Origin of the sequence: Niastella yeongjuensis, assembly GCF_900110245.1 — a bacterium.
GTDB lineage: Bacteria > Bacteroidota > Bacteroidia > Chitinophagales > Chitinophagaceae > Niastella > Niastella yeongjuensis.
The window spans coordinates 1-20,299 of record NZ_FOCZ01000018.1; the positions used below are offsets into that span (position 1 = coordinate 1).

General features: G+C 45.4%; 15 protein-coding genes. 5 read left to right on the top strand and 10 right to left on the bottom strand.

The window, feature by feature from the left end; translation table 11 throughout:
* Positions 1–1,290: 1,290 nt before the first annotated feature.
* On the bottom strand, positions 1,291–1,848 hold the full coding sequence (locus BMX95_RS30400; RefSeq protein WP_081198461.1) for a thioredoxin family protein: 558 nt from the start codon (positions 1,846–1,848) through the stop codon (positions 1,291–1,293).
* Between the two features lie 37 nt (positions 1,849–1,885).
* On the opposite strand from BMX95_RS30400, the gene BMX95_RS30405 reads away from it, so the two are divergent.
* Complete coding sequence (locus BMX95_RS30405) at positions 1,886–2,452, top strand: UbiX family flavin prenyltransferase (RefSeq protein ID WP_081198460.1); 567 nt, start codon at positions 1,886–1,888, stop codon at positions 2,450–2,452.
* A gap of 52 nt (positions 2,453–2,504) precedes the next feature.
* Here BMX95_RS30405 and lolA1 read toward each other — a convergent pair whose 3' ends face one another.
* Together lolA1 and BMX95_RS30415 are read right to left on the bottom strand one after the other, a co-directional pair.
* Complete coding sequence (gene lolA1 / locus BMX95_RS30410; RefSeq protein WP_081198459.1) at positions 2,505–3,158, bottom strand: outer membrane lipoprotein periplasmic chaperone LolA1; 654 nt, start codon at positions 3,156–3,158, stop codon at positions 2,505–2,507.
* Positions 3,159–3,271: 113 nt separating this feature from the next.
* Positions 3,272–5,809 carry an FtsK/SpoIIIE family DNA translocase gene (locus BMX95_RS30415; protein ID WP_081198458.1) on the bottom strand — a complete coding sequence of 846 codons (2,538 nt, stop codon included), beginning with the start codon at positions 5,807–5,809 and terminating at the stop codon, positions 3,272–3,274.
* A gap of 435 nt (positions 5,810–6,244) precedes the next feature.
* Here BMX95_RS30415 and BMX95_RS30420 point away from each other — a divergent pair, with 435 nt between their 5' ends.
* Positions 6,245–8,086 carry a sensor histidine kinase gene (locus BMX95_RS30420; protein ID WP_177193734.1) on the top strand — a complete coding sequence of 614 codons (1,842 nt, stop codon included), beginning with the start codon at positions 6,245–6,247 and terminating at the stop codon, positions 8,084–8,086.
* 235 nt (positions 8,087–8,321) lie between these two features.
* Here BMX95_RS30420 and BMX95_RS30425 read toward each other — a convergent pair whose 3' ends face one another.
* The 3 genes from BMX95_RS30425 to BMX95_RS30435 are packed head-to-tail and all read right to left on the bottom strand — an operon-like array spanning position 8,322 to position 10,412.
* Positions 8,322–8,714 carry a DUF423 domain-containing protein gene (locus tag BMX95_RS30425; RefSeq protein ID WP_081198455.1) on the bottom strand — a complete coding sequence of 131 codons (393 nt, stop codon included), beginning with the start codon at positions 8,712–8,714 and terminating at the stop codon, positions 8,322–8,324.
* Positions 8,707–9,216, bottom strand: a complete 510-nt coding sequence (locus BMX95_RS30430; protein WP_081198454.1) for a shikimate kinase — start codon at positions 9,214–9,216, stop codon at positions 8,707–8,709. The genes BMX95_RS30425 and BMX95_RS30430 overlap by 8 nt, the downstream gene beginning before the upstream one ends.
* Positions 9,217–9,227: 11 nt before the next feature.
* Positions 9,228–10,412: an acyl-CoA dehydrogenase family protein gene (locus BMX95_RS30435; protein WP_081198453.1), complete on the bottom strand. Its 1,185-nt coding sequence runs from the start codon at positions 10,410–10,412 to the stop codon at positions 9,228–9,230.
* A 158-nt stretch (positions 10,413–10,570) separates the two neighbouring features.
* Here BMX95_RS30435 and BMX95_RS30440 point away from each other — a divergent pair, with 158 nt between their 5' ends.
* The 3 genes from BMX95_RS30440 to BMX95_RS30450 are packed head-to-tail and all read left to right on the top strand — an operon-like array spanning position 10,571 to position 12,746.
* The gene (locus tag BMX95_RS30440) at positions 10,571–11,122 is read left to right on the top strand and encodes an RNA polymerase sigma factor (RefSeq protein ID WP_081198452.1); all 552 of its coding nucleotides are present in this window, start codon (positions 10,571–10,573) and stop codon (positions 11,120–11,122) included.
* Between the two features lie 3 nt (positions 11,123–11,125).
* On the top strand, positions 11,126–11,755 hold the full coding sequence (locus BMX95_RS30445) for a hypothetical protein (RefSeq protein ID WP_081198451.1): 630 nt from the start codon (positions 11,126–11,128) through the stop codon (positions 11,753–11,755).
* Complete coding sequence (locus tag BMX95_RS30450) at positions 11,730–12,746, top strand: DUF4097 family beta strand repeat-containing protein (RefSeq protein ID WP_081198450.1); 1,017 nt, start codon at positions 11,730–11,732, stop codon at positions 12,744–12,746. Before BMX95_RS30445 ends, BMX95_RS30450 begins: the two co-directional genes overlap by 26 nt.
* Before the next feature lie 254 nt (positions 12,747–13,000).
* On the opposite strand, the gene BMX95_RS30455 is transcribed toward BMX95_RS30450, so the two are convergent.
* The 4 genes from BMX95_RS30455 to BMX95_RS30470 are packed head-to-tail and all read right to left on the bottom strand — an operon-like array spanning position 13,001 to position 20,209.
* Positions 13,001–14,353 (bottom strand): DUF4302 domain-containing protein, encoded by a 1,353-nt coding sequence (locus BMX95_RS30455; RefSeq protein ID WP_081198449.1) that lies wholly within the window; start codon positions 14,351–14,353, stop codon positions 13,001–13,003.
* 24 nt (positions 14,354–14,377) lie between these two features.
* The gene (locus tag BMX95_RS30460; protein WP_081198448.1) at positions 14,378–15,259 is read right to left on the bottom strand and encodes a zinc-binding metallopeptidase; all 882 of its coding nucleotides are present in this window, start codon (positions 15,257–15,259) and stop codon (positions 14,378–14,380) included.
* 33 nt (positions 15,260–15,292) lie between these two features.
* Positions 15,293–16,768, bottom strand: coding sequence for a RagB/SusD family nutrient uptake outer membrane protein (locus tag BMX95_RS30465; RefSeq protein WP_081198447.1), 1,476 nt, complete (start codon positions 16,766–16,768; stop codon positions 15,293–15,295).
* 30 nt (positions 16,769–16,798) lie between these two features.
* Positions 16,799–20,209, bottom strand: coding sequence for a SusC/RagA family TonB-linked outer membrane protein (locus BMX95_RS30470; protein ID WP_081198446.1), 3,411 nt, complete (start codon positions 20,207–20,209; stop codon positions 16,799–16,801).
* Positions 20,210–20,299: the final 90 nt, after the last annotated feature.

A 20,299-nucleotide genomic window follows, 5' to 3' on the forward strand; every position in this document is an offset into this window, starting at 1 on the left:
GTCGCTAGATTCTTACCTTGATTAATTTACTTGAAATTATTCAAGTGCTGTTGCTTCCAAACTTTCAAAGATCTTTAAATATCGTATGTTATTTTTCCTTTACCTCTATTCCCTCTCACTCATTCGTTATTATCTGCTTCGTATTTTGCTCTCGCATCCTCGCTTTCTTTCTTCCTCTTTTCGCTCTCTTTCTTTCTTCGCTTCCCTTTCTTTTCGATCGGGGTGCAAAGGTAAGTGTTTCTATCATTTCACCAAATCTTTTCTCACTTTTTTCTTTCTTTTTTTCTCTCTCACTTTTCCTTTCTAAGAGCTGATTTTCAGTGACTCATCTCGCTTCGCTTTCTCCTTTTTCACTGCCCCGTTTTCGTTGGGGGTGCAAAGGTAAGCGTTTCTCTCATTCCACCAAATCTTTTCTCACTTTTCTTTTTCTTTCTTCCTTTCTGTTAAGAGCTAATTGCAGTGTATTCTTTCATCCCTTACCTACTCCTCTTTTTCACTGCCCCGTTTTCGTTGGGGGTGCAAATGTAGGGGTATTTTCAATGCAACAAAATCTTTTTTGCATCTATTTTAAATTTGACCTAACAAGGACCTCAACGACCAGGCAGAGACCTCAATGGATCATACTGCGTTGCCCAGGAGGTGGCCATCCCAACGCCTGGTGTAATTCGAGTATAGTATATGTAAATGCCCTTACCTATTCGTTTCTCATCCCAACCATACCCCATCAAAATCTCATCACAATGCCATAGTCTATGGCATTCTTATGGCCTTTCTATGTAATTCTTATGGCATTATTACTGAGGAAGTGGTATGTATGGAGTAAGTAAGACCAGAATAAAACTAGGCCATAGAGTGGATAAGACTGTAATGAACATAAGGAAAATATGGATGCATTAAAACAAGCATTATCCAAACGACTCAGAACCCGGAATTAAAAACCAAGAACCGTCTTCTATTTAAACGACATTCCCTTACCCACAAAAAAATAGCCTCCCGGAGGGGAGGCTGCACTAATCAAATACCATTAACCATTAAACCTTATCCTATGAAAATTCAAATATAGTATGAATATCTCAAAGCATAAGTCGTATCGTGATGAAATTTTATAGGCGACGAATATAATTGACTCAAATCAACGCTAAAATAAATCGATTTATTTTCCTGTTAAAGTGCAATATTACTCTTTGCAATCGGTTACAACAACATATTATTTGTTTATATGTTTTATGCTTTGATTTTCCTACTCACGCCCATCCATACTGCTTTTTCTGAATGTAACACGCCTCTCCCCTACCACTGCGATTTAAAACTCTTTTGATATTCATCAAACGGCACCTTCCCATACTTGCCTTCCCCGAAATATTTAGCGATCAGCTCAAACTCATTAGGCGCCAGGTAACCCGGTATGGCTTGTGGTTCGCCATCAACCGGAATGATCACCGTTGTAGGATAGGATAAATTTCCATTGGTGAGATAAATAGCAAAATCGTGGGTTTTATTCCTTGCATTGAAATTAAAGGTCCTGCCATACCAGGTAATGCTCTTGCGTCCTTCAGCATCGAACTTAACGGGATAAAATTTCTCCTGCACATAAGCCGTTACATCCTTATTATGATACGTTTTTTTATCCATCACCTTACACCAGCCACACCAGTTGGTATACAGATCGATAAGCACGGGGCGTTTTTCTTTCTTCAATCCGGCTGCAGCATCTTCAAGGGTCATCCAATTGAGCTTCTCCGCGGCAGTTTTCTTCCAGTTCTTTTTATCAGCATTCAGGGCAGGCTTTTCAGCACATGAAAAAACAGCTAACCAGCAAAACAAAACCGACAATTTCATTGTTTGCATGTGTATTTTTGTTTAACACATAAATTTAAGTCATTCCATGCACAAAATAGTATTGGCCATTACTGGCGCCAGTGGAAGTATTTACGCCCGCTTACTGATTGAAAAACTGTTGACCATTAAACAACAATGGCAGGATGTTGGTGTAGTAATGACCGATAACGCCAAACAGGTTTGGGAAACCGAACTGGGTAACAACGACTATACCCAATACCCTGTTCGCTTTTATTCGAAGAACGATTTCAACGCACCTTTTGCTTCGGGTTCGGGCCGGTATAATACCATGATCATAGCCCCCTGCTCTATGGGCACCTTAGGCCGTATTGCTTCCGGCGTTTCCAGTGATTTGATTTCCCGCGCAGCCGATGTTGTGTTGAAAGAACGCCGTAAATTGATCTGCCTGGTTCGTGATACGCCTTATAACCTCATTCACATTCGCAATATGGAGACCGTTACGCTGGCCGGTGGTATTATTTGTCCCGCCACCCCATCGTTTTACAGCCGCCCTGCTACCATCGAAGAAGCGGTTGCCACGGTTACCGATCGTGTACTTGACCTGGCAGGATTGGACATTAGTACCTATCGCTGGGGAAATGAAGAGAAATAAAAAAAGGGATTGTGTATCACAATCCCTCTTAATATTTTATTCTGGTTTCTTTTTATCGTAAGTCAACCACTTCTACTCCGGGATATTTGCTTTTATCAAACACAAACAGGTTATCGGGGAGGTTGGCACTTCCATTCAGGCTATTTACAGTATATACCATTACGTTACCTGATTTATCCAGGATCCGGGTGCTGTAAATGGTTTTGGCGTTCTTATCAACCAGCACATATACTTTGTGGAAGGGCTTATTTTTATCAGTGGGGGTCATTTCAATTTCCTGCACCACCTTTTTATTTACCGTTTTATCGCCATTCAGCTTATACAGGAAATCTTTATCGTAAAAGCTGGTAAACAACTTCTGCATGCTGATGCTGCTGGCAGATGGATCGGGTTTGGTGATGGTTACTTCATTGGCCGATTTATCGTATGTCCAAACGTTGGTGCCATCACAGAATATTTCCTGACCGGTTCCGGCAATACTAACGCGATAGCGGGTGCCTTTCAGCGAAGCAGATCCCTTCTTGGTTCCCAGTAAAGTGCCCTTACTATCTTCCTGTCGCAGCGTAAATGCGGCCTGTACAGCTTTAAACGATTTGAACTTGGCAGTAACACCATCCAGCACTTTTTTGGCGGCAGGGTCGTTTTGCTGGCTAAAACTTATGGTGGCTATAAAAAAAGTAGAAAATAATACAATTAGGCTTTTCATTATATGAGTACTTTGTGTAAAGGCCGCAAAGATAATTGGTTAAACTTATTGCGGCAATAATAAGACGTGATTTGTTGCACGGGGTTGTAAATCACGGCCACATTAACAAATTTCTAACCTATGTCGTTCAGCAGCATTTCCAGGTCTGCTTCGGTTTTTACCAGTACGTCGCGGGCCTTACTTCCCTGGCTGGGGCCTACAATCCCCGCTGCTTCCAGCTGGTCCATCAGGCGGCCGGCCCGGTTATAACCCAGCTTCATTCTACGTTGCAATAAGCTGGTAGAACCCATCTGGCTGGTTACGATCATGCGGGCAGCGCTTTCAAACAGGGTGTCCCGGTCTTCGAGGTCCAGTTCCTTCCCTTCAAACTGCTTTTCGTCCACATATTCCGGCAAAAAGAATGCCTGGGGATATCCTTCCTGGGTGCCTATGAAATCGCAGATACTGTCTACTTCAGGGGTATCAACAAAAGCACATTGCAAACGCGTAATTTCCCCATTATAGGATATAAGCATGTCCCCTTTACCGATCAGCTGCTCCGCTCCGCCTGCATCCAGAATGGTACGGGAGTCGATTTTTGAGGATACCTTAAAGGCAATCCGCACGGGGAAATTCGCCTTGATAGTACCGGTAATGATATTAACTGACGGACGCTGGGTGGCAATGATCAGGTGAATACCTACCGCACGGGCCAGCTGCGCCAACCGGGCAATGGGCATTTCCACTTCTTTACCGGCCGTCATGATAAGATCGGCAAACTCATCCACTACCAGCACAATAAATGGCAGGAACTGGTGGCCCTTTTGCGGGTTCAGTTTCCGTTTTATAAACTTCTCGTTGTATTCGCGAATGTTTCGGGCGCCGGCTTCTTTCAACAGATCGTACCGGTTATCCATTTCAATACACAGCGCATTCAGTGTATGGATCACCTTTTTGGTATCGGTGATGATGGCTTCATCCTCACCCGGTAATTTGGCCAGAAAATGCGTTTCAATATGGCGGTACAGGCTCAACTCCACTTTCTTGGGGTCAACCAGTACCAGCTTTATCTGTGATGGATGTTTTTTGTACAACAATGACACCAGAATGGCGTTCAACCCAACCGATTTACCCTGACCGGTAGCACCCGCCATCAACAAGTGCGGCATGGTGGTAAGGTCAACAATAAAATTCTCGTTATCGATCTTCTTCCCAATGGCAATGGGCAGACTGAAACTGTTGTTCTGGAATTTCTCCGACGACAGCATGCTGCGCATACTCACTACCGTCTTTTTTACATTGGGCACTTCAATACCCACGGTACCTTTACCAGGTATGGGTGCAATAATACGGATACCAAGGGCCGCCAGACTAAGCGCAATATCATCTTCCAGGTTCTTGATACGTGAAATACGCACCCCGGCCGCCGGCACAATCTCATACAGGGTTACGGTAGGCCCTACGGTGGCGCTGATCTTCTGTATTTCGATGTCGTAGTTCTTCAGCGTATTGATGATCTGGTTCTTGTTGGTCTCCAGCTCCTGGGGGTCCTGAATGATGCGTTCGCTGCCATGCAGTTCCAGCAATTCCAGACTGGGGAATTTATAATCGCGCAATTCGAGCGACGGGTCGTACGGTTCCTGCGAAATTACCGGCTCCACTTTTGATTCTTCAACCGGTATGGGTGGCTGGTCTACTTCGGGATACGATTTTATTTCCAATTCCAGCTGGGCGGGATCGGGCTTTTTGCGGCCATTTTTCCCGGTTACCAGCGGCGCTTCAACGGGCACTTCTTCCTCCTCTTCCTCCTCTTCTACTTCTTCCATTTCCTCATCCCAGGGTTCTTCCTCTTCTTCGCCGTCTTTTTCTACCAGTTGCAGGTCCATTGGCTCTTCTTCGGGATCTGCGATGGGTGTTTTTTTCAGCACCCCTAATCCATCTTTCAGTTTATTGCCAACCGGTTTTACTACCGGGGTTTCTTTTTCTTCTTTTATTACTACTGCAGGAACAACCTCTTTAACCGGCTCTGGTGTTTTCTTAGCTAATGTCGGAGCTTTGAATACGGGGTTGAACCGCCAGATCACGTAGGCCAGTCCGCCCAGCAACAATAAAGCGGCTGTACCAACGCTGCCAATCATTCGTACCAGCCAGTCGCTGCCCATATTACCAACGGCCCCGCCCCAGGCAAATGCCCCGCCGCGGAACACAAAGGCGAACACTACACTAAAAAACAACAGGCTTACTATTACATAGCGCACATTGCGCCAGAGGTTAAATATTTTCGCTCCCAGTAATGCATTTACACCCATTACAAAAAACAGGCTGCAAAACATGAAGGAGGCGGCGCCAAAGCCTTTATAAAAAAACAGGTGTGACATGTACGCGCCCAGATTGCCGAGCAGATTGGTAGTTTTTACATCTTCTGCGGGCAATAAAATAGCGGCACCCCTGAATACCTTGTCCTGGTCTTCCTTCCAGGTAAACAGGTATGAGGCGAAGGCGATAAATAAGAAAAGGCTGATCAATATTGAGAAAGCACCAGCAATTTTATGGGTACGTTCGTCTTTTACTAATTGCTTAACCGTAACCTGAGCTTCTTTTTCAGGCTTGAAACTATCCGATTTTGCTGGCTTTTTCTTTTCTGCTTTGTCTGCTTTTAAGCGGTTGGCCATGGGGTCAAAGATAAGTAGTTTATAGGATAGGGCGTATAGTTGATAAGTGGGCGGCTGCTATGGAAATTGTTAAGTTTTATGGTGGAGCAGCAAAGGGCAGAAGGCAGAAGGCAGAGGGCAGAGATGAAAGACCCTATAAGTTGTAAGCTTTATACTGTAAGAAATGGCTGCTAATGTGAAAATCCTTATTGCCGAACCCTGACAATTGTCGACATCCTCTCTGCCTTCTGCCCTTTTCCTTCTGCCTTTTTTTCGTACTTTCACCCTAGAAACTAACGCCCCCAGGGGCACTTTATGAGTACTAACAGCCAACCTCGATTTGTATCTGCTAACGCTACTCGCTGCAATCCTTTTCATAAGGCCTTCAAACATACATTTTTTTATATCCTGCTTTTTTGTTTTGCAAACAATAGTTATTCACAGTGGCCCGATTCCATGGTAGTGGAAGCCTCCGATATCCGGTTCCATAAAGTAATAGGCAAACAAACCCTGTTCACTTCAGCGCCCAGAAACCAGGTAATGGATGCCGATATTTACAAACTGCCTTTTAAACTAACTCCGGGTCACTACTTACCACATCAACTGCCGGGCCGGTTGGTTGAGCAGGATTGCTTTTTACAATTCGCAATAAAGAACAGCGCCGATACCGCCATCACCATTTGTTTTATTCCCGGCTCCTATTGCCGCTCTATCTCGCTGTTTAAAGCACAAATGAATAATATTCCGGCTACCTTAACCCGGTTGCCCGATAGCCTGATCAACGACAACCGCAATGCAGGTGTTAAAAGAATCTATTTACAACCGCATGAACAAGCGCTATTCTTTAGCCGGTTCAACTTTGTGCGCACCAATGTAAATGCCCTTATTCCCCGTCTTATTATGGACGATTACGTAAAACAATGGGGCATGTTACAGCGTGAACGCGATGGTATGCTGGATGTGTTTACCTACACCGTATCGGGCGTATTGCTGTTCATGATCTTTTATTCACTGGCCGTTTATATACAAAGCAGGAACAAGGAATTTATCTTTTATGCCATCTACACCTTTCTTACCTGCTCCTTATTATTCCTGAAATCGTACCTCGATACCAGCGCTACCTGGTTCAATTATTTTTATGAAGAGTACCTCGACTTTATGATCATGACGGCCAGTGTGTTCATGTACCAGATCTTCATGCGCAAATTCATCTACAGCAAAGAGGTATACCCCGTGCTCGATAAAATACTTCGGTATTTCAACATCCTGCTTATTTGCGCCAGCATTGTTTTCTCCATTGTTTACTTTTTTACCGACAGGTACATTATGCTGAACATTATGGAGAACGCTATTAAACAACTGTTCTTTGTAACCGGCGTGGTGTTCATTGTATACAGCGTTAAAAAGAAGAACCCGCTGTTGAACTACCTGGCGGCTGGTAATTTTTCACTGATAGTTCTGTCTGTTGTCTCCTATATCATCATCCTAACCGGCTGGAAACTGGTAAAAAACGATCCCACTTCCATTTTTAACCGCGCACTGTTCTACTATGAATTTGGTCTGGTGCTGGAGCTGGGTTTCTTTTTGTCGGGTTTGGCCTTCAAGAACCGGCGCGATATCATTGAACGGGTAAAAGAACGCGAGCGCCTGAAGCTGGAAAATGAACGGAAGGAATTCGATAAACAAATGGCGATACTGGCGGCCAAACAGGAAGAGCGGAACCGCATTTCGGCTGATATGCACGATGAACTGGGTTCTGGTGTTACCGCCATCAGGCTTATGAGCGAGATCATGAAGAGCCGGTTAAAAGGCGATGTAGTACCCGAGCTGGAAAAGATTTCCAACTCTGCCAATGAACTGCTGGGTAAGATGAACACCATCATCTGGACCATGAAAAGCAGTAACGACACCCTGGAAAGCCTTATCGCTTATATCCGGGCGCATGCCATCGAATACTTCGACAGCACCCCTATTGAATGCAGGGTGCAGCTGCCCGTACTGATACCACAGGCTGAAGTAAGCGGCGAAAAAAGAAGAAATATCTTTCTAAGTATAAAGGAGGCATTGAACAATGCCATGAAACACTCCCAGGCTTCGCAGATCCACATCATTATTTCTACTAACGATAATTTGCTGATGATAAAGATCTGCGACAATGGCATAGGCATCGATGCCAATAAATTGCGCCGTTTCGGAAATGGCCTCAGCAATATGCGCCGCCGGATGGAAAGCATCGAAGGTTCTTTTAAGATTGAATCTGAAAAAAACTGTATCCTCACTTTTGAAGCTCCTATTTAGTTTTAAGTTGAAAGTTTAAAGTTGAAAGTTTAAAGTTAGAAGTTTAAAGTTAGAAGTTTAAAGTTGAAAGTTGGAAGATAGGAGCTCTGTGTCCTAAGTTGCAGTTATTGGGTTATTACGTTGAAGTTATTGGGTTCTTAGGTTATTAAGTTTTTAGTTCCAGGTTCGCGGCCTCATCCCGGCCCTCTGCCTACTGCCTTTCATCTCTGCCTTCTGCCCTCTGCCTTCTGCCCTTCTAAGCTTTCCCTCTAAGAACTCCCAAAAACAGAAAAATCCAACCTACTATAAAGAATACCCCACCAATTGGTGTAATGGCGCCGATTCCGCGCAGGCCAACTGTATTGGTTGCCTGTAAGGCGGTTAATGCGTATAAGGAACCGGAGAACAGAATAATACCAATGATGAAGCAAACGCCTGCGTATTGCAGATTTTTGCCGGGAAAACTTCCAAACAGGATAGCTACTGCTAATAAGGCAAATACATGATAGAACTGGTAACGTACCCCCGTTTCAAAGGTGGTAACGGTTTCTGCGGGAACAATTTTCTTCAACCCATGTGCGCCAAAAGCGCCAAGGGCTACGGCCAGTGCGCCTAACATGGCGGCCGTTTGCAAAAATCCTTTATGCATGTAATACGGTTTGAATAAAGTCATTCATAGATATGGCATCTTCCTTATCGATAATTACATCGGCCTGCTCATAATACATGCGGCGTTCGTTCAGTTTACGAATGATGTAATGTTTCAGGTCTTCATCGTCTAAATCTTTCAGTAATGGCCGTTGTACGCGTTCTTTTAAAAGGCGGTGCAGTAATACATCCACCGATGTATTGAGCCATACCACGGTGCCATACTTTTTCATGAATTCGATGTTGTTAAAGAAACAGGGGGTGCCGCCGCCACAGGATAATACCATGTTCAGGTTTTCATCTACTATTTTTTCCAGCACTTCTTTTTCCCTGCTGCGAAAGTATTCTTCGCCCGATTCACCAAAGATATCTGTGATGCTTCGCTTTTCTTCGGCTACGATTACTTCGTCCAGATCATAGAACGGTAAACTTAACTTTTGCGCTACCTGCTTTCCCCAATGTGTTTTTCCGGAACCCATAAAACCGATTAAGAATATCCTCATTACGTCGCAAGTTATTTAAAAGCGTTGAAACCAGTTACATCCATACCAGTGATCAGCAAATGTATGTCATGTGTGCCTTCGTAGGTAATAACACTTTCAATATTCATCATATGGCGCATTACGGAGTATTCACCCGTAATACCGGCACCACCCAGCACCTGCCTTGCTTCACGGGCAATACCGGCTGCAATTTCGCAGGCATTTCGTTTGGCCATACTTACCTGCTGCGGGGAAGCTTTTTCTTCATTCATTAAAATGCCCAGCCGCCAGTTCAGTAACTGAGCCTTGGTGATCTCGGTGATCATTTCGGCCAGCTTTTTCTGTTGCAGCTGGAAGGCGCCGATGGGTTTATCGAACTGCTGGCGCTCTTTTGAATAGCGCAGGGCGGTATCGTAACAATCCATAGCTGCTCCTACCGCGCCCCAGGCAATGCCATAGCGGGCCCTGGTTAAACAGCTTAAGGGTCCCTTTAATCCTTTTACGTTGGGTAGAATATTTTCCCTGGGCACTTTTACATTGTCAAAAACCAGTTCACCGGTTGCAGAAGCCCGCAAGCTCCATTTATTATGGGTGAGGGGTGCAGTAAAACCTTTCATGCCTCTTTCCACGATCAGGCCATGTACTTCCCCGTGCTCGTCCTTGGCCCATACGATGGCCACTTTTGCATAGGGCGCATTGCTGATCCACATTTTAGCGCCATTTAGAATTACGTGGTCGCCGGCATCGGTAAAATGGGTGGTCATGCTGCCGGGATCGCTGCCATGGTCGGGCTCGGTGAGGCCAAAACAACCCAGCCATTCGCCATTCGCCAGCTTGGGCAGGTATTTACGGCGCTGGTCCTCACTACCATATTCATAAATGGGGAACATAACAAGCGAGCCCTGTACAGAAGCGGTAGACCGTACGCCGCTATCGCCCCGCTCCAGTTCCTGCATCATTAACCCATAACTGATATAATCCAACCCGCCGCCACCGTATTCAACGGGGATGGTTGGACCAAAACAACCGAGTTCACCCATCTGCTGAACGATCTGTTCAGGGAACTCTGATTTCTGGGCATACTCTTCAATAATGGGGGAGATCTCTCTTTTTACGTAATTGCGAACAGATTCTCTGACAAGTTTCTGTTCGTCGGTCAATAGCTCATCCAATAAGAAGTAATCCGGGCTGGTGAACAAATCGGTTCTGGTACCCATGACTAAACTGATTTTCTATATTACGCTAAAAGTAAGAAAAAGCGTTCAAGTTTGTGGTTTGTAGTTTGTTGTTTGTGTTTTTTTGCTGGAAAACCGGTGTTCATGCAACATGCGGGCAACCCTTCTGTCTCTTATATAAACAACCTTAAACAATCATTTTGGAGCTGACTGCAAACATCATCCGGGATGAACTGGTAGAACGGTGTAAACAAGGGGATACCCAAAGTTTCCAGACGTTGTACCGGCAATATTCCAAAGCCATGTTTAACACCAGTTTACGTATCGTAAACAATACAGCCGATGCCGAGGATGTGCTGCAGGAGTCGTTCCTGGACGCCTTTCGCTCCCTGCATGACTTTCATTACCGCAGCACCTTTGGGGCCTGGCTTAAAAGGATCGTTATCAATAAATCGATCAACATTCTGCGTAAACGGCGGAATGACCTGGTTGATATGGAAAGCAACGAATTACAGGCGGTCCCCGAGGAGGAACCGGTCAATGAAGAGGAGATAAAATACCGGGTGGAGGAAGTTAAAAAAATGATCACCCGGCTGCCCGATGGCTACCGGACCGTATTGAGCCTGTACCTGCTGGAAGGGTATGACCATGAAGAAATATCACAAATATTGAATATATCACATAACACCGTGCGAACCCAGTACGTACGCGCCAAACAAAAACTGCTGACTTTAATTAAACAAGGAGTGTGAAATATGAGCAAAGGTTTAGAGCAATTTATTAAAGATAACCGCGACCAGTTTGATTCGGATGAACCCAGTGAACGGATTTGGAGAAAACTGGAACAGGAACTAACTGATGAGCATCAAACCAAACAACAACAAAAAAGCAAGGGTCAGAAAACAATTGTACTAACCATTATTCGCTGGAGCGCGGCAGCCGCCATACTAATACTGGCCGGCATAGGCATTTTCTCCCTTTTAAATAACCGTTCATCCGACGGGGGTATTGTAAAAAACCAACCCATTGTCATCGACACACCCGGTGTTAATGACCAGCTGTTGAAAGAGATCAATCCCAGCTACGCACGGGAGGTATCGCAATTCACCCAGCTTATAGAGATGAAACAAAATGAATTGAAAGAGATAGAAAAAGAAAATCCCAACCTGTATAAAAAGTTTGTTACTGGTATCGATAAACTCGACAGCTCATACAACGCGTTGAAAAAAGAACTGCCGGAAAATCCTAACCGTGAACAATTATTAGAGGCTATGATTGAGAACCTAAGGCTGCAGACTGAAATACTCAATCAGCAATTAAGCATCATCAATCAAATCAAAGCATCAAAAAGCGACAAACATGAAAGTAACTTTAAAAAGGTATAGGCTCCCTTTATTTATCTCTCTCCTACTCCTGACGACGCAGGTATTTGCCGGGGAACCCCTGGTTGAAAAAAAGAAAACCTACAACAAATCCTATAGCGTAAGCAACAGTGATAAAATTTCTTTGACCAACCAGTTTGGTGAAATGAAAATAAATACCTGGGACAAGAATGAAGTGAGTGTTTCGGTAACCATTACCGCCGAGGCCAATACCGACGAAAGAGCCCAGGCCATACTCGATGTTATCAGTATTGAAGATGGCAAAAACGCCGATGGCGTTTTCTTCAAAACAAAGATCAATAACAAAAACAACAAAGACCAACAATGGAGTAAGGGTGAAAAGCAGGGTTTTCATATCGACTACGTGGTAAACATGCCTGCCCGTAATCCTTTACAGGCAAAGAATGAATTTGGCCCCATGACCATTGGCGATTATAATGGCGAGGTCACGCTTGAAAGTAAATTCGGCAGCCTTACAACCGGCAAACTGAACAACGTAAAAAAAGTGTCTATTGAATTTGGCAAAGGCACTATTGGCAGCATCAGCAACGGCAGCCTGGTCATCAAATTCTCAAAGGCTGCTATCGACAACCTCGATGGTTCGGTGAATGCCGTTTTTGAATATTGCGATGTAGCCAAGCTGCGGGTCGATAACAGCACCAAAGCCCTTACCGTAAAGAACAGTTTCTCGAACCTCTACCTTGACCTGAACACCAATATCTCGGCCAATTTTGATATCAGCACCAACTTTGGCGACCTGCATAACAAAACCAATTTCGACATAAAGGAAGAAGGCGCCGATGATGATGACCGCCATGGCCCCCGGTTCAATAAACGCTACCAGGGCAAAGCAGGCAGTGGCAATACAGATATGAAGATAAAATCAGAATATGGTCAAATTACACTGGGCCATAACCTGACTATCGATATGAATAAGGAAAAGAATAAAGATAAAAATAAGGATAAGGATAAGAAAGGTACTGTTCGAATATAAGTAGTGAGTAGTGAGTAGTGAGTAGTGAGTGGGCTCGCGATTATTCAGATATCTGAAAAATCGGCAACTAATCTCTGCCTTCTGCCCTCTGCCTTCTGCCCTTTACCTGCCTTCCAACTTGCAGTCAGCAGAGTCTTCGACTCTCTACAACGGGCTCCCCGGTCCCGGCTTAGCCGGGAGGGTCCCGTTTTTAAATAGGAAAGTCCTCCCATTTAACCGGGAGGACTTTCTATTTTGAATGAGTTATTGCGGAGTTACCAGATCCACCACCAGGTTATCCAGGTAGTAGGATCATCTTTACTTACCATGTCGTAGGAAATGGCGCTGGACTGTACAAAGTAGTATCGGCCTGTACCACTAAATAGCTGATTTCGTGTGTCGGCTGCTGGTCCTGATGCGGGCCAGGGAAATTCACTGTACACGGAGTCTTCAGTTATCGTGGTGAGCCCGGCATTGTCTGAGATCCGTTTGGCCCATGAACCATTAATTGCAATCAATCCGGGCGGGTTGCTCGCTGTATCGAGGTATATGTTTAAAAAACCGTCGCTGCCCCGGGAGTTGGGTGAATACAGCAGGTAATAAAATAAAGCCGAATCGTTCCGGAGCGAATTAATATCAAAGGCATCTTCAACGCCATTCTTATGAAATCCATTAAACGAGATCCAGTAATTACCGGTTGACTGGGCCTGTGAACGCCACCGCACCACCGCATTTTTTACATCGGGGTTAATGGGTACAACATTTGACCCTGCTGCGCCTTTAATAGTAGATGGGGTGCCATTCACCGTTACATTCATTAACTGGTTGGCCGCCAAAACATCGTTTGTAAAACCGGTGATACTGAAGCCGGGTATGCTTACAGAACCATTGACAATGGGATCAAGGAAATATACGCCATTGGCCCAGAAATAATATTCCCGGGTAGCGGATTGAGCCTGGTTGCCAGTTCCCCAGGATACAGTTACTTTTTTAACGGAAGAGTCAAACTGCAGTTCATAATCGACGTTGCGGTAATTCAGTCTTTTCCAGTAAGAGAGGAATTTCCAGTAGTTTTTAAAATTCACCACGCCATTGCCCACCTGTTTGCTGGTCCATATGGCTCTGTCGGCCTGTGTGGCTTTTTTCATTGTAAGCCTGCTGCCATTGAACCGGCCGGTAAGGCTGATGCTGTCTGCAGAAACGGAATCGATGGCAAATTCAAAATCAGCTTTCAGCCCTACTCCATCCGGACCTCCGTTTACAGAACCATCGGGGTCGCTCAATTGGTGGAGATAAGAATAAGTATCGAAGATAAGACTGGGTTGTTGCAATGCTTTTAAGCGGTAACTGCTTTCCGCCAACAGGCTGCCGGAGGTGCTGTCGAAATCTCCGAGCATTTGTACCCTGTTGCTATCGTTGAAGCTGAAATAAAACCGGTACAGGGTACCATCTGCTGTATGCAGGTTACCATTCCAACCGTATTGCGAACTGGTCATGGCAGTCTGATAGGTCTTCAGCGTTTCGTTAAGGCGATCATCGGGCGATTTATCGAACACATGGTCCTCTTCCCGCTTACAGGAAGCCACCAGCGAGAGTGCGAGTATATAGTATAATAATTTCTTGTTCATACCTGTTTTTTGTTGGGTGAGTGCCTATTTGATCAATAGCTCGATGGAATTTCGGGTGCGTTGTTGTAAACTGGCGAAGTCGATGCCCCATACATCTTTAAAATAACTTACCACCATTGTTTCCTTCTGACGCAACTTGCTTTTACCGGTTGTGCTGGTGATGGTACTTAAAATACCTTCATAACCAGCCTTCCCTTCCGTGAGCATCATAGAGATCATTTCAACAAAATCATCATCGGGGTTCGACTGGGCATACATAGTAATAAACCCTTTTTCATGTGCCGATGAATCGGTTGTATTGTTCCAGTCTGAGGTATAATCTCCGGTTGAGATGCTTTTCCATTCCTGGGGATACAACACGGTCTGGTGCAGGATATGGCCAAACTCGTGTTCTATGGTATGGAACATCTGTTTAATATTGAATGAATCACTGGGCACATAACCCGGCATTCCCTTTATTCTGAAATCATTCAATACGTACAGGAGCACGCGACGGCCGCCTTCCGCTGTTCCCAGGGTAATGGTACCATCAATATTCCAGCTGGCGCTGCCTACCAGCACAAACCATTTGGGAATATATTTCATCATAAAAGGCTTACCCGCTTCTTTCACGTAGTTGTCTATCCATACACTTTTTATGGAACTCATCACCGGGATGATCTTTTCCTCTTTGGGTGGGGTAAGCGTTTTGTCAAACTCCAGTTCGCCCTGGTCCCATTTATATTTGGCGGATACATTAAAAGGAGTAGTAAGAGAATCCAGGATCCATTTATCAATCGGTCCTGTAGCCCAGGTATCACCTCCCAAACCAGGGATCTGGCTCACATCGCCCAGGTCATCTTCCTTTTTACACGACGCAAAGATTGCCAGCGCCAGCACAACAAGGTATATTTTATGTTTGAGCATATATCTAATTCTGTTTATTATTGATCGTTTTTATTATCTGGGATTCAATGGCAGGCCTGATAATTTTACGGTACCAGGCAATTGAAACTGCCGCATTTTAGCGCCACGGGCAAGCGTAAGTGTTTGGCCGTCGAATGTTGTATGCGTAACAGGCAGGTCATAGCGCAACAGATCGAACCAACGCATCCCTTCCTCCAGGTATTCAGCCTGTTTAAAATCCAGGATACAATTCAACGCTAAGTTCAGGCTTGAAGAGGCTCCATAATAGTCTGTCAACTTCTGCATCGTGAGCTCATGTGCTACCGGATCGTACAGTTTAGTATCCTTGTCGATTATACGGGTGCTTGCGTAGTAATTCATATCCTGCAGAAATTCGGTAAACTTGTTCAAATAGGCATACGCTTCTGCCCGGTTGAACAATGCTTCTTCTGCGGTGAATAACGGTACCATCACGTAGGGAATCCCTATATTGGCGTTTACTGAATTACGCACGAAATACTCATTGATCTTTGGGATCAAATAATCTGTATTGCTTACCGTATAAATGTGGAATTTGAATTCCCAGTCTCCGCCAGTAGCATTTGAGCCCAGCACCTGATCTCGGATATCGGTGTTGAAAGCATAACGAACAGAATAAAAATCACGTCCCCAGTCTGAAGGGGTTTCCACCAGCAACAGGTTAGCCGGTTCTGTTGCCTTCTGATAATTGGCAAAGAAGTCGGCCGGGGTCCATTTCTGATATTTAGTATTCCAGGGCCGTAACAGGGTAGTAACATTCCCGGCAGGGAATACATTACTGGCATAGGTAACTACTTTGGCATAATCCTGTTTGTACAGGTAGAACCGGGCTGCAAAAGCGTTTGCGGCTGCCCGGTTAAAGTGGTAGCTTTTTACGGCATACTTAGTTTCGTCTATCAATGGTAAACCGGCTACCAGGTCACGCTCTATCATCTGGTAATCGTAATCCACCGTTTTACGATCGTATTGTTGAAACACAATTTTCTCGGGGGTGGTTACATATGGGATACCCAAATCGGTTTTAGAGGTGCTGTTTGACCGGGCGCTGTATGGTTTTGAAAAGATGGTAACCAGCATAAAGTGTGCATAGGCACGGCAAAGCAGCGCTTCACCCTTTTGTGCTTTGTACAGGTTTGAATCGGGGGCATTCCTGATGGTTTCCAACGCCTGGTTGGCTGCGGCAATAGCGGTGTAACAGCCATCCCAATAATACTCGGGAGAATCCTGGTCCTTGTAATCTACATCCTGAAAGAAGAATGGATCGATGTTGGTCCTGTTCTGTACGCCCTTACCCTTATCGGCCACGTTGTCTGAAATGGATTCGCAAAAGGTCATGTAATTCGCCTGTGGGTAGGCGGTGCCCAGCAATTGCGATACCTGCTCGGGCGTATTCAGGGATGCCCTGTTATCAGGATTTTTATCGAGAAACTTTTTACAACCTGTGGTTGTAAAAAGCAGTGCTATGATTGTATATGATAGTATGTTTCGCATTGTAATTACCTTTTTTCGTTTCACACCTGATTATATCCCCAGTTTCAAAGAGAACGTAAACTGTTTTTGAATGGGTTGTGCAATACCACCGGTATTGAAGAATTCAGGATCCTGTCCATTTAATTTTTTATCTGAATAAATGAGCCAGGGGTTGTTCGATACGGCCTGCAGATTCAGGCTGCTTAAACCCATTCTTCTGATTATCCGTTGGGGCACCTGCCAGCCAAGGGAGATGTTCTTCAACCTTACCATATCGCCACTGGCTACGCGGGCCGTTGAATAATTGTAGTTATTATACGGAGTGGCACCTTGCAGTTGCGATTGTTCAAAAGCTCCCAGGATGGAAGGAACGGTCGTGTATTTCTCATCTCCGGGCATTGACCAGCGGTCATAAAACTCTTTAGGCATAGCATCCAGATCGGTATAGGAATTCTTGAATGCGGGGTACAACCTGATCTTGTTGCCTGCCTGGTAAGTAATGAAGACGCTCAGGGTAAAATCTTTGTAGCTGAAGCTGTTCAACAAACCACCGGTTAACCGGGGATCAACAGGGCCTTCATATACCAGGTAACTGGTATTTTGGTCCTGCAGGTACACATTGTTCGCAGTTTTACCTGTTTCATCGGTAAACTGTGGTGTACCGGTAAAAGGTTCCAGCCCTTTAAAATTAAGCGAGAACAAACTGCGTACGGGGTACCCTTCTTTATTGCCACCTTCTGCCTGTACCAGGTCAAAAATGTTTGGTTCGTTTTTAGCGTTGGTTATTTTGTTGGTATTATAACCGGCAGTAAGGTTGGTGCGCCATTTAAAGTTCTTATTGTTTACGATCACATAGCCTACCAGCAATTCAATACCCTGTGATTCCAGATCGGCATAGTTGGCTGCTTTATAAGGTTCGCCACCAACACCCGATGTTTTAACCAGGCTTATGAGGTCGAAGCTATTGCGGTGGTAAACATCCACACTGAAATTGAGGCGTCTGTTCAACAGGGTGGCATCGATACCGGCGTTGGCGGTATACAATTTCTCCCAGGTAAGTTCTGAATTTTCCAGGTTAGCCAGTTGTATCACCGACTCCCTTTCGTTTAAATAGGTTCTGTTGGTAATGAGGTTCTTCAATACAATCTGTGAATTGGTAGCAGGTCCCATGCTGGCTGTTAACCCGTAGCTGCCGCGTACGGTAACCGCATCCACCCAGGTTACGTTCTCCATGAATTTTTCCTGCTCCATATTCCATGAACCGGCCACACTCCAGGTTGGCAGCCAGCGGGCGGTTGTTGATTTACCCAGTCTGTTCGATCCGTCATAGCGCACGGTTCCGGTTAAGTTATAACGGGAGTTATACGTATAGGTGCCTGATCCGTAAAAAGCCACAAACCGGTCATAATCCTTCGACATACCATAGTATGGGAAGTTGTTTTCGATGGTTTGTTTCAGAATGCGGTAGTCAATAAAAGGAACGCCGCCGTTCTCGTACTGGTAACCGTAACCGGTACTGTTGAAGTTCTGCCTGTCGGCATACTTCACCTGCTGACCAACCAGCAGGCTCACGGAATGAATATCGTTGAACGTTTTAGTGTAGTTAAGGCTGTTGCGGAAATCGTAGTTGATCAGCTGGTCTTCTACGCGGTTATAAAATCCACCATAAGGCAACACCACCACCGGTTCTGCATTGGGATCTTCAGGATCTTTGTACAGGAACTTATTGTTTTGTTTAATGGTCGATGTTCCGGCTGCCCGGTAAGCATTGGCCATATTGGAGCTTTCGGTGATCTGGTGTTCACGGCTCGATTTTACATACCGCAGGGCGCCTACAAATTCATACCGCAAATCGGGTGTGATCTTGTAGTTCAAACTTCCCTGTAAACGCAGGTCAATCACGCGCAGGTCCATATAGTTGTTCTCCAGTTCGGTAAGAATGTTGAACGGAGCGAAGTTGCGACGGAAATATTCCCGGTTGCCATTTTGATCAAAGGCCGTTAGGGTGCGGCTGGTGTTAAGGGCATAGCTGAAGGGGTTGATGTCGAAGTCGCGATCATAACTGCCTTCAACCGGGTTGCTTTGACGGCTTAGGGCGCCGGGTGCTTTTTGTTCGCGTACGGAACCTACTGTGGTGAAATCTGCCGATACTTTATCGCTGAACTTATAGTTGTTACGGAAGTTAAGGGTGTAGCGGCTTACTTTATCGGCCGTAGTCCAGCCGTTATCGCCATAATAACTGGTAGAGAAGTAGGATTGAGACCGGTCGGTACCGCCGGAAACGCTCAATGAATGCTCCTGCATGAAGTTGTTGCGGAACAACAGATCGAACCAGTCGGTATTAGCCTGTGCGTAACGGGTTAAAAAATCTTTTTTGGCAGGCTGGGTATTTGCCAGCATAAACCCGGAGTTATCGGCATTGGGCGTGTTGATGAGGTCGTACATTTTGCCGTACACGCCATTGTCTGCCCGGTCGAGGATGTTGGGATTGAGACTTCCTTTCCGCTCCAGCTCGGCCAGTACCGACATTTGCTGGGCAGAGTTCATGATATTGAAATTACTGTAGGAAGGTTTCAGATAGGTACTGAAGTTACCGATGTAATTAATGCTGGGTTTTCCCTGACGGCCTTTTTTAGTAGTGATCACCACTACCCCGTTCATGGCGCGGGCACCATACAGGGCAGCAGCAGAGGCGTCTTTTAATATGTCGAAGCTTTCGATGTCGTTTGCGTTTAAGCCGGCTACCGCAGAACCTAACAGGGTTGTGGGGTCACCGCTCGAAAGCTGGTCATTCGAGATGTTTACGATGTCTTCGAGCACTACGCCATCTACCACCCATAATGGTTTGTTATCACCGTTGATGGAGGTGGCGCCGCGCACCCGTACTTTGGGGGCTGCACCAAAGGTGCCCGATACGTTTTGAACCGATACACCGGCTGCCCGTCCTTCGAGCATGCGGCTGATATCAGTCTGGCCGTTCAGCTTGGCGTCATCCATTTTCACGGTAGCTGCTGAACCGGCAAATTTCTTTTTTTCGATGGTCTGGAAACCGGTTACAATTACTTCCGACAGGGCTTTGCCGCCTTCGGTCATATGGATTTCTATAAACTTTTCGCCCCGGAAGGTGATGGTTTGCGGGCTTTTGCCGGCATAGGAGATGCGGATGCTATCGCCGCGGCGGGCGCCGATGGCAAACTCACCCTGGGAATTGGAAAACGTTCCCCTGCCGCTCACCAGGTTCTGTACAGATACCTGAGGCAGCACGATCCCATCCTCTGCAGAGGTTATCTTTCCTCTTAAAATGGAGGAATCCTGGAAGAACCGGGTTTTATTTATATGATAGGGAATGTCAAATGCGTGGGTAGTCACCGGCAAACAACCAGCTACCAGTACCAACAGGAACAGTCTTTTGCAGGTTGCCTGAAATGCCTTTGCCTCAAAAGCGTTTTGCATAAAACGCATAGCAATTAGTTTTTGATTACTGAAGAATAATAGATTAATACACCCGGGGCGGCCCTTATGGCTCCCCCTTTAACCAGTCAGGCCAGTGCA

What these genes read in the sequence shown, in the direction of transcription:
- BMX95_RS30460 (WP_081198448.1), bottom strand. Translation starts at nt 15,259, where the DNA reads ATGCTCAAACATAAAATATACCTTGTTGTGCTGGCGCTGGCAATCTTT.
- BMX95_RS30445 (WP_081198451.1), top strand. Translation starts at nt 11,126, where the DNA reads ATGAGCAAAGGTTTAGAGCAATTTATTAAAGATAACCGCGACCAGTTT.
- BMX95_RS30400 (WP_081198461.1), bottom strand. Translation starts at nt 1,848, where the DNA reads ATGCAAACAATGAAATTGTCGGTTTTGTTTTGCTGGTTAGCTGTTTTT.
- BMX95_RS30470 (WP_081198446.1), bottom strand. Translation starts at nt 20,209, where the DNA reads ATGCGTTTTATGCAAAACGCTTTTGAGGCAAAGGCATTTCAGGCAACC.
- BMX95_RS30450 (WP_081198450.1), top strand. Translation starts at nt 11,730, where the DNA reads ATGAAAGTAACTTTAAAAAGGTATAGGCTCCCTTTATTTATCTCTCTC.
- BMX95_RS30420 (WP_177193734.1), top strand. Translation starts at nt 6,245, where the DNA reads ATGGTAGTGGAAGCCTCCGATATCCGGTTCCATAAAGTAATAGGCAAA.
- BMX95_RS30415 (WP_081198458.1), bottom strand. Translation starts at nt 5,809, where the DNA reads ATGGCCAACCGCTTAAAAGCAGACAAAGCAGAAAAGAAAAAGCCAGCA.
- BMX95_RS30405 (WP_081198460.1), top strand. Translation starts at nt 1,886, where the DNA reads ATGCACAAAATAGTATTGGCCATTACTGGCGCCAGTGGAAGTATTTAC.
- lolA1 (WP_081198459.1), bottom strand. Translation starts at nt 3,158, where the DNA reads ATGAAAAGCCTAATTGTATTATTTTCTACTTTTTTTATAGCCACCATA.
- BMX95_RS30425 (WP_081198455.1), bottom strand. Translation starts at nt 8,714, where the DNA reads ATGCATAAAGGATTTTTGCAAACGGCCGCCATGTTAGGCGCACTGGCC.
- BMX95_RS30465 (WP_081198447.1), bottom strand. Translation starts at nt 16,768, where the DNA reads ATGCGAAACATACTATCATATACAATCATAGCACTGCTTTTTACAACC.
- BMX95_RS30435 (WP_081198453.1), bottom strand. Translation starts at nt 10,412, where the DNA reads ATGGGTACCAGAACCGATTTGTTCACCAGCCCGGATTACTTCTTATTG.
- BMX95_RS30430 (WP_081198454.1), bottom strand. Translation starts at nt 9,216, where the DNA reads ATGAGGATATTCTTAATCGGTTTTATGGGTTCCGGAAAAACACATTGG.
- BMX95_RS30455 (WP_081198449.1), bottom strand. Translation starts at nt 14,353, where the DNA reads ATGAACAAGAAATTATTATACTATATACTCGCACTCTCGCTGGTGGCT.